Genomic DNA, 14,579 nt, shown 5'->3' with positions numbered 1-14,579 from the left:
GTAATAATATTCTTGCAATAAAAGGGAAAATATGATTATAATGAAAAGTAGTTAGGTAAACTAATTAATTAAAAAGAAAGGAGAGTGAAGATGAATGAATGCAAGAAATGATTCTATTCCTTTAGGGATTGGGCCGTATGCAGAGTTAATAAAAAAGACGGCATCAGCAGATACGGATCCAATCGCAGCAAAACTTGGTTTGTTAATGTTATGGACGTCTGATAATGTTCTTGATGCTGTTGATGTAGATTTAGCTCCGCTTGGTATTTCGGAAAGTAAATTAGATTTTTTACTGTTGTTTATTTTGCGTGAAATGGAATCAAATGGGGAAGAAGTGAATATGAGTCCTTCGGATATCGCGAGTCGATTAGGGATAACACGTGCTTCTGTCACTGGCTTATTAGATTGGATGGAGAAACGAGAGTTAATTGTAAGGTTCCATCATTCTGAAGATCGAAGAAGATTAAAAGTGAAAATTACTCCGAAAGGAAAAGAACTAGTTACACACTCTTTACCAACTTTTTGGTTATCTTGCGCTTCGTTAGTTGACGACTTTAATCAAGAAGAGCGTCAAGTTTTAGAGAAGCTATTAAATAAAATGCAAGTAAATATGCAGGTGAAATTAGGAGAAGGTAGGTAAATAAGTTGATTATGAGGATCAACTTATTTATTTGGGAATATAATTAGTTTGCCTTATTATATGTTTAACTAACTTTTGAGACAGTCATACTTTTTGTGATGTAATTAAAATAAGTAAGCGTACTTTAGAGGCTTTAAAGTGATAAAAAAATTGTAATAAGGGAGAGATATTCTGATGGAAATAGGAAAGGAAATAAATAGTGAAAAAAATTACACAATAATGACCGTTGTATTATGTTGGTCGGGTATGGTAGTGATGTCTAGCTTATATGTAACAATTCCTTTACTTGCACTATTTTCAGACCTTTTTAATGTTTCACTAGCACAAGCTGCAGCTACAGGCAGTATATTTTCTGTTGGCTTTGCTATAGGTTGCTTGTTATTTGGGGCAATCTCTGATAAATATGGGCGAAAAAAAGTAATCTTTATTGGATTACTTGCTCTGTCGATTATATCGTTTTCCTTAGGGTTTGTGGATAGTATATTGTGGCTTGTTATTTTTAGGGGCTTACAGGGGATAGCAGCAGCAACATTTTCTCCGGTAGCGTTAGCTTACGTTGTAGAAATGTTTCCAGTAGAAAAAAAGGTTACAACAATAGGATTTGTTAGTACCGGTTTTTTAGTAGCTGGAATTGTAGGTCAGGTAATAAGTACGGTTGTTAGTCAACATTTTGGATGGCATATGGTGTTCTTTCTTCTTAGCATTGTCTATATGATTACTGCTGTATGGATTCAGTATTCTCTTCCGAAAGGGGAGATATCTCAATCTTATACTGATATTTTTGGACCGATTAAACAGATGGGTAAAGTCTTTACACATAAAAGCATAGTATTGAGCTATATGATTGCGTTTGTTTTATTAATGGCTTTTGTTAATATGTATACTGTTTTAGGGAATTATTTGAGCTCTCCTACTTATAATTTAACTGCAGAACAAATCCTTTATTTTCGCTTAGCGGGGCTAATTGGTATGATGCTGTCACCACTTACAGGTCGTTTAACAAAGAGGTTCGAAGTAAGGAAAGTTCTGCAAGGTGGGTTGCTAGTCGCTATTTTTAGTCTAAGTGCAATGGGCTTTGTTTCGTATTTGCCTCCTCTTGTCATAATGAGTGTCTGTTTTGTAATAGGTATTGCTATATCCGTTCCGTCTTTAGTCGCTCTTGTCGGCCAATTGGGAGGGAAAGCAAGGGGAATAGCAGTTTCTATTTATACTTTTATTTTATTTTTAGGTACTAGTATAGGACCCATTATTTCTATTTATCTTATGAAAATAGGAAGTTATGCTCAAACGTTTATTTTATTAGGAATGATACTTTTTATTGGTTTTATAGCTTCTCTATTTATAAATAATGAATGAGTGAAAAATCACTCAAATAAAGGAATGTGAGGATCTTTCGTATGTTCACATAATATAATATGAATTTGCCCACGATGATGATAAAAGTGTGCAACAATTTCAAGCAACCATTCAAAGAGTGAATAAGAAATACCCCAATAAGCAGTTTTAATTTCTGCTAATTGTTCATTGGAATAGGATAAAAAAGTTTTAGAAAGTAAATCGTAGCCCTGTACCATCGTTTGTTGCATTTGCGTAATTGTTTCGGGTGTTTGTTCTTTATAAAAAGTGTGTAGTTGTTTTTCTGTAATACCATTTAAAATCAATAGATCTGCATGGCAAATAAGAGAAAGATGTGCACACATTTCAAATACAGATCGCTTTGCGTGAATGGGCTGTATTTTTAAATCGGCTTCATTATATTGGTTAAACATTTGAATAGAAGTATCAACAGCAACTTTAAGTTGATGCAAGGCAGATTCTACAAACATTGTAATTCTCCTCATCTCCGTATATAATAGTTTCTTAAGGGTATTATATCATACTCAAAATTCCGAAAATTCTAGTAGTTTGACTAGCATATTGAAAAGTATTATATTGTAAAAGGTCATATGAAACGTGAAATAGAATGGAATGCAATTATTGAGTTAGGAGTTAGACCAATGAGTTTGAAATATGGAAGAGATACAATTATTGAAGTTGACTTAAATGCAGTAAAACATAATGTAAAAGAATTTAAAAAACGAGTGAATGATGAAAATATTGCAATGATGGCCGCTGTAAAAGCAAATGGGTATGGCCACGGGGCGGTTGAAGTTGCGAAAGCTGCTATTGAAGCAGGAATAAATCAGCTTGCAGTTGCATTTGTAGATGAAGCGATAGAGTTAAGAGAAGCAGGAATTAACGTGCCGATTTTAATTTTAGGTTATACATCAGTAGCAGCTGCGGAAGAGGCAATTCAATATGACGTTATGATGACTGTTTATAGAAGTGAAGATTTACAAGGTATAAATGAAATTGCAAACCGTCTTCAAAAGAAAGCGCAAATTCAGGTGAAAATTGATACAGGAATGAGTCGTATCGGTTTACAAGAAGAAGAGGTTAAACCATTTTTAGAAGAATTAAACCGTATGGAGTATATAGAGGTAGTAGGAATGTTTACGCATTACTCTACGGCAGATGAAATTGATAAATCATATACGAATATGCAAACAAGTTTATTTGAAAAAGCTGTCAATGCAGCGAAAGAATTAGGAATTCATATCCCATATATTCATAGTTCAAATAGTGCTGGATCAATGGAACTTAGCAATACATTTCAAAATATGGTTCGTGTAGGTATTGGAATTTATGGAATGTATCCTTCAAAAGAGGTAGATCATGCAGTCGTTTCTTTACAGCCTGCTTTGTCGTTAAAATCAAAAATAGCTCACATTAAACATGCGAAGAAGAATCGTGGTGTAAGTTATGGGAATACGTATGTAACGACTGGTGAAGAATGGATTGCAACTGTACCGATTGGCTATGCTGATGGATATAATCGTCAGTTATCTAATAAAGGGCATGCATTAATCAATGGAGTTCGAGTACCTGTTATTGGCCGTGTTTGTATGGATCAGCTCATGTTAGACGTTTCAAAAGCAATGCCAGTACAAGTTGGGGACGAAGTAGTATTCTACGGTAAACAAGGCGAAGAAAACATTGCAGTAGAAGAAATCGCGGATATGTTAGGTACAATTAACTATGAAGTTACATGTATGTTAGACAGAAGAATTCCACGTGTTTACAAAGAAAATAATGAAACGGCTGCTGTCGTAAATATACTAAGAAAAAACTGAATCAATATGATTCAGTTTTTTTATTTTTGACATATGAAAAATGCTCTATTTGTACCGTGTATTTGAATGTTCTTAAAACCTACAGATTCCATTGAAGAAATTATTTCTTCAATGGAATAACAAGCTTCCTCAAAAGAAAAGTCACTTCTTGTCCAAGTATTATTTATGTCATGTTTAAATAGTATAAAGTTCATTACTGCTTTTTTATTTTTATCATCATAGGTAGAATCAATCGTACAAACATATTCTTCCGCTGAAATATGAAATGAAGAAACCCAATTTTCAAGAAAACCTTTCTCCATATTCATATCAAATACGAATGTACCTTCGCTATGTAATACGGAGTAAACATTACGAAAAACATTTTTTAATTCATCTAATTTTAAAATATGGTTTAAGCTATCGCCAGTAGAGATAACATAGTGAAATAGCTCATTTATATTGAAATAACGAGCATCATCGACGATAAAGGTTGCGTCTGGCGCGTTTTGACGTGCGTATTCAATCATTTGAGCAGAACCATCTATACCAGTTACTACAAAAGTATTATCAATTAATTTCTTAGAAAGGTGACCAGTCCCGCAGCAAAGATCTAAAATATGAGAATGTGGTGGTGCATATTGTAAAACGAGTTTTTCCAAAAGTAGATAAGAGTGTTCAGCATAATGCCCCCAATGTTTATTATAAATGGATGCGAAAATATCATAATCAGAATAAATTAGTTTTTTAGACATATGTATTCTCCTCAAAATTCATTACATTATAATAGTCATGCTTTGTTTTTATTTCAAAACCACATTGTGTATATAGTTTTAAAGCGTGGTTATTTTTCGTTTCGACGTCTAATTCAATTGCTGATATTCCTTTTGTAATAAGGGTATGTACCATATAACTAAGAATATCTTTTCCGTATCCTTTACCTTGATAAGAAGGATGAACGGCGAAGCCTGATAGTGTAGTAGATTGTTCTTGCTCAGAAACTGTAATCGTTCCTATCACTTTTTCGTCGATAAGAGCACTGTAAACTTGATAAGAAGGTGAATTCATCATTTTTTGTAACCATATAGAGGTATTTTCTACTGAATCTCCAAAAGCTTTACTGGAAAGTTCAATAAGATCAAGAAGTGATTCTGAAGATGCAAGAGTGAGCTGTATAGTATTCTTTGCTGTTTTTTGCACTTCTTTTGTTTTGAACGCCATACTATATTCACTATATAAATAAGGTAACTTCATATGCTTTGCAAATTCTTTCCCAGAAGCAGACGCCCCATTTATAATAATAAGAGCTTCATCTGCCCCTTTTATTCGTATTTCTTTCATTGCGGTTTGTAACAGAGTAGTGCCTATATGTTGTTTCCTATAGTTCGGATGAACAAATCCTATTAACTCCAGTTTTGTCGGTCTTTCAAAGTCATACATACTTAATGCACCGATTAATTGAGTATTATCATAAAATAGGAAATCATATATCTCTCCATTATTACGAGCAGTTAAAAAGTTTACATGTAAATCTGAAGAGTAATCAATTTTATCGTGTTGCCCACAAATGTAAGCTAAATCTTGCATTTGCTGAATTTCGTTCGCTGTTAAAGATTTCTTTTGTTCAATAGTCATTTCATAATCCCTCGCATTCGTATTTAAAAATAGGATGGATGACTTAGCCACTTTTCTAACTCCACGCTGCCCTGAACAGATAATAATCGGTACAAATATCGATAGGGAGATCTACATTCTGCAAGGTCAGGAATGGGCATGATGGTTTCGTAACCTAGTTTAAAAGCATGAGCCTCTTTTTCAGTAAATATATATTCTAAGCCGATAAAATCAAACTCCCTTGGAGCAACTGCATAGGCTTCTGTATCTACTAAGCCTGTAATAGATGTACCATTTGATAAAAACTGAGTAGGATCCATATCAATTAAAACGAGCGTTGATTTCTTTGGTGCTGGTAAGGAAGAAAGTTGTGATTCAAAAGTAGGAAATGCGCTTTGTATGCTTTCATTATCGGAATAAAACATAGTCACAAGCTCTTTACTCACATTCAAAATGTGTGATTGGAATTCATCTAGTGTAATTTGGAAGGAACCTGACACATTTCCTATGTAATCGGCTTTAAATGTATGTATTTCTGCAAGCGCTTTTCCTAGACTGAATAAAATAGAATCAGGTTGCCCGATAAAAGATTGAACTGTGTTACCTACTAACTTTTCGGCTACAACGAATTCACGACCATTTAAAATATGTTTTTCTAATATTGCTGGGATAGGAAGATGAGTATGTGCTTGCAGCAATGTATGTACAGCTTCTAAATGATGTACGTTCCTTGGATCAATTCCAAATAGGTTTTTACATCCCCACCAAAAATCATTATTTGGTTCTTCATTCATTTTAGAAGAACGAACGATGACTTCTGCATCTTCTGTTTGGACGAGAAACACATCGCTTGCATGGTCTTCATAACCTGGGTGTAAAGTTTGAACAGATAAAATAGGTGAAGTGAATAGTTGTTGTAGCATGAAGTGGCTCCTTTTTCTGTAAATTCTATAAATTTATTATATAACAGAATATGTTCCAAGTGGATAATGATGAGGACAACATAGAACTTAAATAAATTTATAGTGAGAAATCAGTATGGAAATATTATTTTTCTAGTTTTGTATGAATTATCAAAATAATATTCCGGTGATAAATCTATAAAAATACCCGAATGTAAATCTCGTATTTTTCAGTAAATGAAGAGTTAATCGTGTTTTTATGAGAGTTATAATGTAGGTTATGAAAAATATTTCTCAATAATAAAATGAAGAGAAGAATATGAAGAAGTAGAATAGATTCCTATATAATAGTTTTAAATTGATTAATATAATTAATTATTAATTATATTAGATAGGAGAGAATATGATGGCAAATGTACTCGTAATAAATTTCCCTGGAGAAGGTCATATAAATCCGACTTTAGCTATTGTAAGTGAGTTAATTCGGCGAGGGGAGACAGTTGTTTCGTATTGTATTGAAGATTATAGAAAGAAGATTGAAGTAACAGGTGCAGAATTCCGAGTGTTTGAGAATTTCCTCTCTCAAATTAATATTATGGAACGAGTAAATGAAGGCGGGAGTCCTTTGTCGATGCTATCTCATATGATTGAAGCATCAGAGCGTATTGTGACTCAAATTGTAGAAGAAACAAAAGGGGAAAAGTACGATTACTTGATATACGATAATCATTTTCCGGTAGGACGTATTATAGCCAATGTTTTAAAATTACCTAGCATTTCTTCTTGTACAACATTTGCTTTTAATCAGTACATTACTTTTAATGATGAACAAGAATCAAGACAAGTAGACGAAACGAATCCATTATATCTATCTTGTTTAGCGGGAATGGAAAAATGGAATAGGCAGTATGGAATGAAATGTAATAGTATGTATGATATTATGAATCATCCTGGAGATATTACTATCGTATATACTTCAAAAGAATACCAGCCGCGTTCAGATGTATTCGATGAATCGTATAAGTTCGTCGGCCCATCAATTGCTACGCGTAAAGAAGTAGGCAGCTTTCCTATGGTAGATTTAAAGGATAAAAAATTGATTTTCATTTCTATGGGAACAGTTTTTAATGAACAACCTGAGCTATATGAAAAATGTTTTGAAGCGTTTAAAGATGTAGAAGCGACAGTCATAATAGTTGCTGGTAAGAAGATAAATATAAGTCAATTTGAAAACATTCCGAATAACTTTATGTTGTATAATTACGTGCCGCAATTAGAAATATTACAGCATACTGATGTATTCGTGACACACGGTGGTATGAATAGTTCGAGTGAAGCACTATATTACGGTGTCCCGTTAGTTGTAATTCCAGTAACAGGAGATCAGCCTTTAGTTGCGAAACGAGTGAGTGAAGTAGGAGCTGGAATAAGGCTTAATCGTAAAGAATTAACTTCTGAATCGTTACGTGAAGCTGTAGAAAAAGTAATGGATGATGTAACGTTTAAGGAAAATAGTCGTAAAGTTGGAGAGTCACTTCGAAATGCTGGTGGGTATAATAGGGCAGTTGATGAAATATTAAAAATGAAAATGAATTCATACTCAAAACTTAAATAAATGTTTGGAGCACACTTACTGTAATATGTAAGTGTGTTTCTATAAATAAATTACATAAAAAATCACTGCAAAGGTGAAACTTTTGTGTATATAAACTCATATCTTTGAATTAGTAGTAAAATTACGTTAAAATAATACTAAGAAAATACATAAGTTTTGGGGGTAATGAATGAAGAAAGTATTTGAATACGTATTATTAACAATTGGATCGATTATTGTAGCGGGTTCATTAGAGCTTATTTTAGCACCTAATGGATTAGTAGATGGCGGGGTAACGGCCATTGCTATTATGGCAAATAAAGTTGCCGGATTACCACTTTACGGAGTGTTTTTAGGACTTAATATTCCTATCCTCCTTTTTACTGCAAAAGTAATGGGGAAGAAGTTCTTCATCCGTACATCTTATGCAAATGTTGTTACAACACTTGGATTAATCTATTTAAAACCATTTCCAGCGATTACCACTTCTGAATTATTAATTGTACTTTATGGTGGAGTCCTATTTGGAATTGGTGTTGGTATTGTAGTGAAAATGGGCGGAGCAATAGATGGATCAGAAATGTTAGCAGTTTGGATGAACAAACACTTTAAAGTACCAATTAGTACATTCTTACTTGCTGTAAATGCAGTTATTTTCACATTTGTAGCGATTTTATTTTCAATCGAACAAGCGATGTTCTCATTAGCAATTTTCTATATTGTTACGAAGATGATTGATTTCATATTAGATGGTATAAATCAAGGAAAGAGCGTTATGATTATTTCTGGTAAAAATAAAGAAATAGGCGATCTACTTATGAAAGAATTGCAATTATCTGTTACGTATCTACATGGAGAAGGTGGTTTTTTAGGAGAAGAAAAGAGAATTATTTATTGTATTACAAACCGTTTCATTTATCCGAAAATGAAAGATCTCGTTCTCTCTGTAGATCCAACTGCTATCATTGAAGCTTCCTATTCAACAGAAACAACAGGTGTTAAACGACCAGGAAGAACAGCGAAATCAGAAAAATAGTGAATGAAGATAGCTCCACGTAAGTATAACTTGCGTGGAGCTATTCTTATTTAGGGAACCAGGCTTTTTTCAGTAATTGGACAACAGTTTCGATACGATTCTCTGGAATACTGCCAAAACCGAGCAATACATACGACTCCTCCCTTATATTATGAACAGAATCGTATGTGGAGAGAGGGTATAACTTAATACGTTGTTTCGCAGCCGCATGAATAAGTTCTTGTTCATTCATCCCGTTATGAACGTGAAGTACGATATGAAGTCCAGATTGTTCACCAAGTACATGAACGTTATTTCCCATTTCGTTTGTAATAGATTTAATTAAAGAAATATGTTTTCTTTTATATAACGTGCGGCTACGGTTAATATGGCGTTCCCAATCACCATTTTGAATAAAGGTAGCAAAGGTAAGTTGTTGCAGCGTAGAAACTGTTTGTTTAAACATACCACCAAGTTCTTGATAAGCTCCTAATAGATGAGGTGGTAAAACGATATATCCCATTCGTAAAGAAGGTAAAAAAGATTTTGAGAAAGTTCCCATATAAATAACACGTTCATTTGAATCTAGCCCTTGTAAAGAAGGAATAGGTTTTCCTATATAGCGAAATTCCCCGTCGTAATCATCTTCAATAATATAGCCTTTACAATCATTCGCCCATTTTAATAACTCGAGTCTTCTAGATAGCGGCATAATGATTCCAAGTGGAAATTGGTGAGATGGAGTGACATACGCTACATTGGAACCTGATTCACGTAAAGCGGGAATATGAATCCCTTTATCATCTAAAGGGATAGGGTGAACGCGGAGGCCAGAACTTTGAATCATAGCAGGTATACGGTGAAATCCAGGATTTTCGATTCCATATGCCTTTTTTGAACCAAGTAACTGGAGTAGTAGCCAAAGAAGAGGCTGCGTGCCTGCACCGATAATAATTTTATCAGGTGAAGAGTGTACCCCGCGAGCATGATATAAATACTTTGAAATATGTTCTCGTAGAACGAGCTCACCTTGTGGATCTTCTTTAGCAAACAATTCATTTTCATACTGAAATAAAGTCTCATTTATTGCTTTTTTCCAGTTTGTTATCGGAAAAGCTTTTTGATCAATAAGTCCTTGACTACAATCATAATCATATTGTTCGTTTTCTATATTGTTAGCACTGTTTGATGCAATTTGCTGTTTCTTTTGAATGACATCGATATCAACTTCTGCAACAAAAATCCCACGCTTCGGTTTACTTTCTACATACCCTTCAGCTAGTAATTGTTGATAAGCAGATTCAACTGTAATACGGCTCACATTAAGTTGCATAGCTAAATTTCTATGAGAAGGAAGGCGTGTACCGGCACATAGTGATCCATGAGAAATTTCTCGTTTTATATATTCGTAAATCTGTATGTAAATGGGTGTTTTACTTTGTAATTGTAAGGGGATAGTAAGATCCATTCGTAGACGCTCCTCTTTATACTGGCCTTATAAAAAAGAATAGAACTGTCACTTAAGTTAAGGGCAGTTGTTTCTTATAATGATGATATAACATTTAGAAAATTTTATAAATAGTAAGGAGAGATTCATAATGAATATTAGAGCGGTAGTAACAGAGGCAGACTTACATGATGTATTCCCGGTATTACAGCAATTACGAACGAAACTTTCAAAAGAAGAAGCAAGTTCTTTATTTCAAAAAATGAAAGAAGAAAATTATAAACTATTTTCGCTACGTAATGAAGAGGGTGAAGTTGTTAGTCTAGCTGGTGTAGCGATTTGTACGAATTTTTATAATGAGAAACATGTTTTTGTGTATGACCTTGTAACTGCGGAAGCACATCGTTCAAAAGGATATGGGAAAGTATTACTCTCGTATATAGAGAACTGGGGAAAAGAAAATGAATGTGAGTCCATCGCTCTTACATCAGCGTTTCCTAGATTAGACGCTCACCGCTTTTATGAAAGAGAAGGCTATGATAAGGTAAGCTATTCTTTTCATAAAGAATTATAAAGAAGGGTAGGTTCTATATGACATAATATATAGAACCTATTTCTTTTAGAAAGGTTTATAATTTATGTTGTTGAATTATTTTTTATATAAATAATACAGAGAATGATTGGAGCGCTTATACTTGGAAAAAATAAAGAAACTATCAATCCCTAATGATGTTAGAGTAATCGTAATATCTGATATTCATGGAGAATTACCACTTTTAAAAGAATTACTACATAAAGTTAATTTTAAAGATGAAGATTATTTAATTATTAATGGTGATCTTTGTGAGAAAGGAAAAGATAGCATCGGTGTAGTAAACTACGTAATGAATCTTGTAAAGAATAATTCAAATGTTCACGTTGTTGAAGGGAATTGTGAAGTTTTAGTTGATGCGCTTTTAAATGAAAATCCTGGTCTTATCAATTATTTATGTACGAGAAAGCATTCGATTTTTAATGAATGGTTAGAATGTGTGCATTTCTCTATTCATGAAGATACGTCTATTCAAAAAGTAAGGGAAGTATTAATGAGCCATTTTTCAAAAGAAATAAAGTGGCTAACAGAATTACCAACAGCGATTGAAACAGAAGATTATATCTTTGTACATGCTGGCCTTGAAGATAGAGAAGATTGGAAAGAAACGGAACGAAAAAATGCGATAGCAATGCCGGAGTTTTTCAATAAATCACATAGAGCAAATAAGTACGTAGTTGTCGGTCATTGGCCTGTTGTAAACTATTCAGACAACGCACCGTCTAACAATCCAGTTATTGATAAGGAGAAAAAGATTATTGCGATTGACGGTGGAAATGCGATTAAAGAGGCAGGGCAATTAAACGCATTTATCATTCAGAGGACAAGAGCAGATGATATGTTTTCTTATACATATGTAGATTATTTTCCAGAGTATGAAGTGATAGCAGATTTTAATGCGAATTCAGACATGCAGGGCGGGGTGACATATCCGTATTATTACATAGAGCCTATGGAGAAGTTGAAAGATTATAGGATATGTAAGCAAAGAGAAACGAATAAATTACTCTTTGTGAAAAATGAATATATTAGGCAACTTAATTCAGGTGAATACACTGTGAAAACCGATATTTCTTGTGCACAAATAAGCGTAAGAAAAGGGGACATTGTTTCTCTCATTGATGGCAGTTGTTCAGGATATGATTTAGTTAAAAGAGATGGAATAGAAGGCTGGATAGAGAAAGGTATTTTAGTTGAGATAGAAAAGATGAAATAGGAGGTATGGAGCCTCCTATTTTTTTATTATCTTTTTATATGAGTAGATTGCTTGCTGTCTTTCATAAGTAAATAAATCGTACTCGGTAAAATGACAATCGTCATCCCTAAAATAATTGTGAGTATAGCATAACCTCTATACGGAGCAGAAACGATAAATGGAAGTCCAGCTAGGAAAATACCTGCTATTATCATTGAAATACTACAAATATTTGAAGCTCTTTTTTCAAGGTGCTTATCATTCCATTCCAATGAAACTGTAGATTTAGTCGTATCAATTTTGGAACTGAAATAGCCTATCAATATAAATAAAATCCCTAATGCTATAAATATGAAATGATCAAGAGGGAGTGCATAGCCAAGAGCGATGAGGGCGATGACAATATCGACAAAAAATAAAAAAAGTAAAATTGTGTTGCCGATCCAAAGGTGAGATTTCTGGTTACTGGCTGCTTTAGATAAAGCTAAAAATAAAAAGAATAAGAAGGAACATATAATTATATTTACGATAACAAAAGTGCTTTTATCCATTGTTGATGTAGGCGTTCCATTGAAGTCCCATTTCGTAACAATACTTGAAGGTAAGAAAAAATAGAGAATACTATTTGTCGTAATAATAGTGAGAAATAAAGCAATACTAAATCGATTATTCATTGAATCACCAGCTTTCTACATGAATAATTGGTATCTTATAACAAAATTATACAATATAATAAATGATATTTGTTTTGATTTTTCTGAAAAAATATTATAATTATATATGAAATAAAGAGAGTTGTAGGAGGAAAATTATGCAAAACGTAATAGTAAAAGGGGATAAAGTTACAATTCGTACAATTGAAGAATCAGATATAAACCCATTATGGAATCTCGTATTTAAAGAAAAAAATCCAGAATGGAAAAAATGGGATGCACCGTATTTTCCGTTTCTAATGCAAGAATACCCATCTTATAAAGAGGGGATGCAAACACGTTTAAAAGAAGAACCTCTATCTAAATTAATTATAGAACATAACGGCCAAATTATAGGAACAATCGGATTTTATTGGGAGCATAAACCGACGCGTTGGTTGGAGATGGGGCTTGTTATTTATAATCCAAATTACTGGAATGGTGGCTACGGTACAGAAGCGTTAATGTTATATCGAGATTTACTATTTGAAAAGATGGAAATTGGTAGGGTAGGAATCACGACTTGGTCTGGTAATGAACGAATGATGAAAGTAGCGGAGAAAATAGGAATGACTTTAGAAGGTAGAATGCGCAAATGCCGTTATTACAACGGAACATACTATGATTCTATTCGAATGGGTATGATTCGTGAAGAATGGGAAGCGCTATATGTAACGGAGGGGTGAGGAAGTATGTACGCTATTATTGCTACATTTGATCGTGTGTTTACTAATAAAATTATAGAATTGCAAAATGAAATAACAAATATCATTGGCACAAATCAATTAGCAGGAGTAGAACCTCATATTACATTAGCTGATTACCATGAGTTAGACGTTCATTTATATAAGGAGAAATTAGAGGAGTTTGTAGCAGCTCAAGAGAATATGGCTGAGGTAACTTTTCCTTCTGTTGGAACTTTTCCTACTAACGGAACAATCTTTCTAGCACCGACTATTACCGATGAATTGTTAAGAATTCATCATTCTTATCATGATTATTTTAAAACTTTTCATGATAATTTAAATTCATATTATGTGCCTGGAAAATGGGTTCCGCATTGTACAATTGCAATTAAGTTACATGCAAATCAGTTTTTAAGTGTAATGGAATATATATATGAAAAATTTGATTACGCAATAGCTTCAATTGAAAAATTAAAATTAATTAAGGTGAATTATGAAAATGGTTCTGCCATTTCTTCTAGTATATTAGCAGAATATAATTTTAAGAGAATGGAGACATCGAGATGACATATGTAATTAGAGAAATGAAGCAAGAAGATATTCACGCTGTACAATCAGTAGCGAAAATAGCTTGGCATGATACGTACGAAGGTATTATTCCGAGAGAGATTCAAGACAGTTTCTTAGACGAGGCTTATTCTGATGAAAAAATGAAATATCGTCTCGAAAATACACATTTATTCGTTGCGGAAGAAGAGGGAGAAGTAATTGGCTTTGCGAATTTTTCACCTGTTAGACTGCAAAATGAAGCAGAATTAGGTGCGATTTATTTGTTACCAGATCAGCAAGGGAAAGGGATAGGAAGTGCTTTATTACAAAAAGGGTTAACGGCATTAAAAGGAATTCGGAAATTATATATTCATGTAGAAGCAGCAAATGAAAAAGGAAAACATTTTTATGAAGCGAAAGGTTTTGCACAATTAGAGGAATTTGAAGAAGATTTTGAAGGACATATGATGCAGACAGTAAGGATGGTTTTATACGTATAAG

Annotated in this window: 16 protein-coding genes; 10 read left to right on the top strand and 6 right to left on the bottom strand. The window is 33.4% G+C overall.

Translation table 11 applies throughout. The features are described from left to right. Nucleotides 1-94: 94 nt before the first annotated feature. Nucleotides 95-640, top strand: a complete 546-nt coding sequence (locus AABL52_RS16675) for a MarR family winged helix-turn-helix transcriptional regulator (protein ID WP_341517985.1) — start codon at nt 95-97, stop codon at nt 638-640. A gap of 174 nt (nt 641-814) precedes the next feature. After that, the gene (locus tag AABL52_RS16670; RefSeq protein ID WP_341517984.1) at nt 815-1,996 is read left to right on the top strand and encodes an MFS transporter; all 1,182 of its coding nucleotides are present in this window, start codon (nt 815-817) and stop codon (nt 1,994-1,996) included. Between the two features lie 8 nt (nt 1,997-2,004). Here AABL52_RS16670 and AABL52_RS16665 read toward each other — a convergent pair whose 3' ends face one another. Next, the gene (locus tag AABL52_RS16665) at nt 2,005-2,466 is read right to left on the bottom strand and encodes a DinB family protein (RefSeq protein WP_341517983.1); all 462 of its coding nucleotides are present in this window, start codon (nt 2,464-2,466) and stop codon (nt 2,005-2,007) included. A gap of 171 nt (nt 2,467-2,637) precedes the next feature. Between AABL52_RS16665 and alr the strand changes: the two genes are divergently transcribed. Next, nucleotides 2,638-3,813, top strand: coding sequence for an alanine racemase (gene alr, locus AABL52_RS16660; RefSeq protein ID WP_097845664.1), 1,176 nt, complete (start codon nt 2,638-2,640; stop codon nt 3,811-3,813). Between the two features lie 20 nt (nt 3,814-3,833). Here the strand turns inward: alr and AABL52_RS16655 are convergent, their stop codons facing one another. Genes AABL52_RS16655 through AABL52_RS16645 form a run of 3 tightly spaced genes read right to left on the bottom strand, consistent with a single transcriptional unit; the run spans nt 3,834 to nt 6,329 of the window. Then, the gene (locus AABL52_RS16655) at nt 3,834-4,547 is read right to left on the bottom strand and encodes a class I SAM-dependent DNA methyltransferase (protein ID WP_341517982.1); all 714 of its coding nucleotides are present in this window, start codon (nt 4,545-4,547) and stop codon (nt 3,834-3,836) included. Then, the gene (locus AABL52_RS16650) at nt 4,540-5,427 is read right to left on the bottom strand and encodes a GNAT family N-acetyltransferase (protein ID WP_341519735.1); all 888 of its coding nucleotides are present in this window, start codon (nt 5,425-5,427) and stop codon (nt 4,540-4,542) included. The genes AABL52_RS16655 and AABL52_RS16650 overlap by 8 nt, the downstream gene beginning before the upstream one ends. Nucleotides 5,428-5,450: 23 nt before the next feature. Next, a complete protein-coding gene (locus AABL52_RS16645; protein WP_341517981.1) occupies nt 5,451-6,329 on the bottom strand; it encodes a nitrate reductase in 879 nt (292 codons plus the stop codon). A 385-nt stretch (nt 6,330-6,714) separates the two neighbouring features. On the opposite strand from AABL52_RS16645, the gene AABL52_RS16640 reads away from it, so the two are divergent. Further along, nucleotides 6,715-7,923: a macrolide family glycosyltransferase gene (locus AABL52_RS16640; RefSeq protein ID WP_341517980.1), complete on the top strand. Its 1,209-nt coding sequence runs from the start codon at nt 6,715-6,717 to the stop codon at nt 7,921-7,923. A gap of 169 nt (nt 7,924-8,092) precedes the next feature. Beyond that, nucleotides 8,093-8,938 carry a YitT family protein gene (locus tag AABL52_RS16635; protein ID WP_073518559.1) on the top strand — a complete coding sequence of 282 codons (846 nt, stop codon included), beginning with the start codon at nt 8,093-8,095 and terminating at the stop codon, nt 8,936-8,938. Between the two features lie 46 nt (nt 8,939-8,984). On the opposite strand, the gene AABL52_RS16630 is transcribed toward AABL52_RS16635, so the two are convergent. Next, nucleotides 8,985-10,385, bottom strand: a complete 1,401-nt coding sequence (locus AABL52_RS16630) for a PLP-dependent aminotransferase family protein (protein WP_341517979.1) — start codon at nt 10,383-10,385, stop codon at nt 8,985-8,987. A 130-nt stretch (nt 10,386-10,515) separates the two neighbouring features. Between AABL52_RS16630 and AABL52_RS16625 the strand changes: the two genes are divergently transcribed. Both AABL52_RS16625 and AABL52_RS16620 read left to right on the top strand, forming a co-directional pair. Beyond that, nucleotides 10,516-10,938: a GNAT family N-acetyltransferase gene (locus tag AABL52_RS16625; RefSeq protein WP_001025905.1), complete on the top strand. Its 423-nt coding sequence runs from the start codon at nt 10,516-10,518 to the stop codon at nt 10,936-10,938. Between the two features lie 121 nt (nt 10,939-11,059). Next, on the top strand, nt 11,060-12,172 hold the full coding sequence (locus AABL52_RS16620) for a metallophosphoesterase (protein WP_341517978.1): 1,113 nt from the start codon (nt 11,060-11,062) through the stop codon (nt 12,170-12,172). A gap of 26 nt (nt 12,173-12,198) precedes the next feature. Here AABL52_RS16620 and AABL52_RS16615 read toward each other — a convergent pair whose 3' ends face one another. Further along, nucleotides 12,199-12,825, bottom strand: a complete 627-nt coding sequence (locus AABL52_RS16615; RefSeq protein ID WP_001065173.1) for a DUF1648 domain-containing protein — start codon at nt 12,823-12,825, stop codon at nt 12,199-12,201. A gap of 137 nt (nt 12,826-12,962) precedes the next feature. On the opposite strand from AABL52_RS16615, the gene AABL52_RS16610 reads away from it, so the two are divergent. The 3 genes from AABL52_RS16610 to AABL52_RS16600 are packed head-to-tail and all read left to right on the top strand — an operon-like array spanning nt 12,963 to nt 14,578. After that, nucleotides 12,963-13,529: a GNAT family N-acetyltransferase gene (locus AABL52_RS16610; protein ID WP_340421590.1), complete on the top strand. Its 567-nt coding sequence runs from the start codon at nt 12,963-12,965 to the stop codon at nt 13,527-13,529. 6 nt (nt 13,530-13,535) lie between these two features. After that, nucleotides 13,536-14,096, top strand: a complete 561-nt coding sequence (locus AABL52_RS16605) for a 2'-5' RNA ligase family protein (protein WP_341517977.1) — start codon at nt 13,536-13,538, stop codon at nt 14,094-14,096. Then, nucleotides 14,093-14,578 carry a GNAT family N-acetyltransferase gene (locus tag AABL52_RS16600; RefSeq protein ID WP_073518551.1) on the top strand — a complete coding sequence of 162 codons (486 nt, stop codon included), beginning with the start codon at nt 14,093-14,095 and terminating at the stop codon, nt 14,576-14,578. The genes AABL52_RS16605 and AABL52_RS16600 overlap by 4 nt, the downstream gene beginning before the upstream one ends. Nucleotide 14,579: the final 1 nt, after the last annotated feature.

Source organism: Bacillus paramobilis, assembly GCF_038096195.1.
Taxonomy (GTDB): domain Bacteria; phylum Bacillota; class Bacilli; order Bacillales; family Bacillaceae_G; genus Bacillus_A; species Bacillus_A mobilis.
The sequence above is the reverse complement of the archived record's forward strand: the minus strand, read 5'-3'. Positions and strand labels throughout refer to the sequence as shown.

Bases quoted from the DNA above. Each gene is read 5' to 3' on its own strand.
- AABL52_RS16670 (WP_341517984.1), top strand. From the start codon at position 815: ATGGAAATAGGAAAGGAAATAAATAGTGAAAAAAATTACACAATAATG.
- AABL52_RS16630 (WP_341517979.1), bottom strand. From the start codon at position 10,385: ATGGATCTTACTATCCCCTTACAATTACAAAGTAAAACACCCATTTAC.
- AABL52_RS16655 (WP_341517982.1), bottom strand. From the start codon at position 4,547: ATGTCTAAAAAACTAATTTATTCTGATTATGATATTTTCGCATCCATT.
- AABL52_RS16640 (WP_341517980.1), top strand. From the start codon at position 6,715: ATGGCAAATGTACTCGTAATAAATTTCCCTGGAGAAGGTCATATAAAT.
- AABL52_RS16665 (WP_341517983.1), bottom strand. From the start codon at position 2,466: ATGTTTGTAGAATCTGCCTTGCATCAACTTAAAGTTGCTGTTGATACT.
- alr (WP_097845664.1), top strand. From the start codon at position 2,638: ATGAGTTTGAAATATGGAAGAGATACAATTATTGAAGTTGACTTAAAT.
- AABL52_RS16600 (WP_073518551.1), top strand. From the start codon at position 14,093: ATGACATATGTAATTAGAGAAATGAAGCAAGAAGATATTCACGCTGTA.
- AABL52_RS16645 (WP_341517981.1), bottom strand. From the start codon at position 6,329: ATGCTACAACAACTATTCACTTCACCTATTTTATCTGTTCAAACTTTA.
- AABL52_RS16615 (WP_001065173.1), bottom strand. From the start codon at position 12,825: ATGAATAATCGATTTAGTATTGCTTTATTTCTCACTATTATTACGACA.
- AABL52_RS16605 (WP_341517977.1), top strand. From the start codon at position 13,536: ATGTACGCTATTATTGCTACATTTGATCGTGTGTTTACTAATAAAATT.
- AABL52_RS16650 (WP_341519735.1), bottom strand. From the start codon at position 5,427: ATGACTATTGAACAAAAGAAATCTTTAACAGCGAACGAAATTCAGCAA.
- AABL52_RS16635 (WP_073518559.1), top strand. From the start codon at position 8,093: ATGAAGAAAGTATTTGAATACGTATTATTAACAATTGGATCGATTATT.
- AABL52_RS16675 (WP_341517985.1), top strand. From the start codon at position 95: ATGAATGCAAGAAATGATTCTATTCCTTTAGGGATTGGGCCGTATGCA.
- AABL52_RS16610 (WP_340421590.1), top strand. From the start codon at position 12,963: ATGCAAAACGTAATAGTAAAAGGGGATAAAGTTACAATTCGTACAATT.
- AABL52_RS16625 (WP_001025905.1), top strand. From the start codon at position 10,516: ATGAATATTAGAGCGGTAGTAACAGAGGCAGACTTACATGATGTATTC.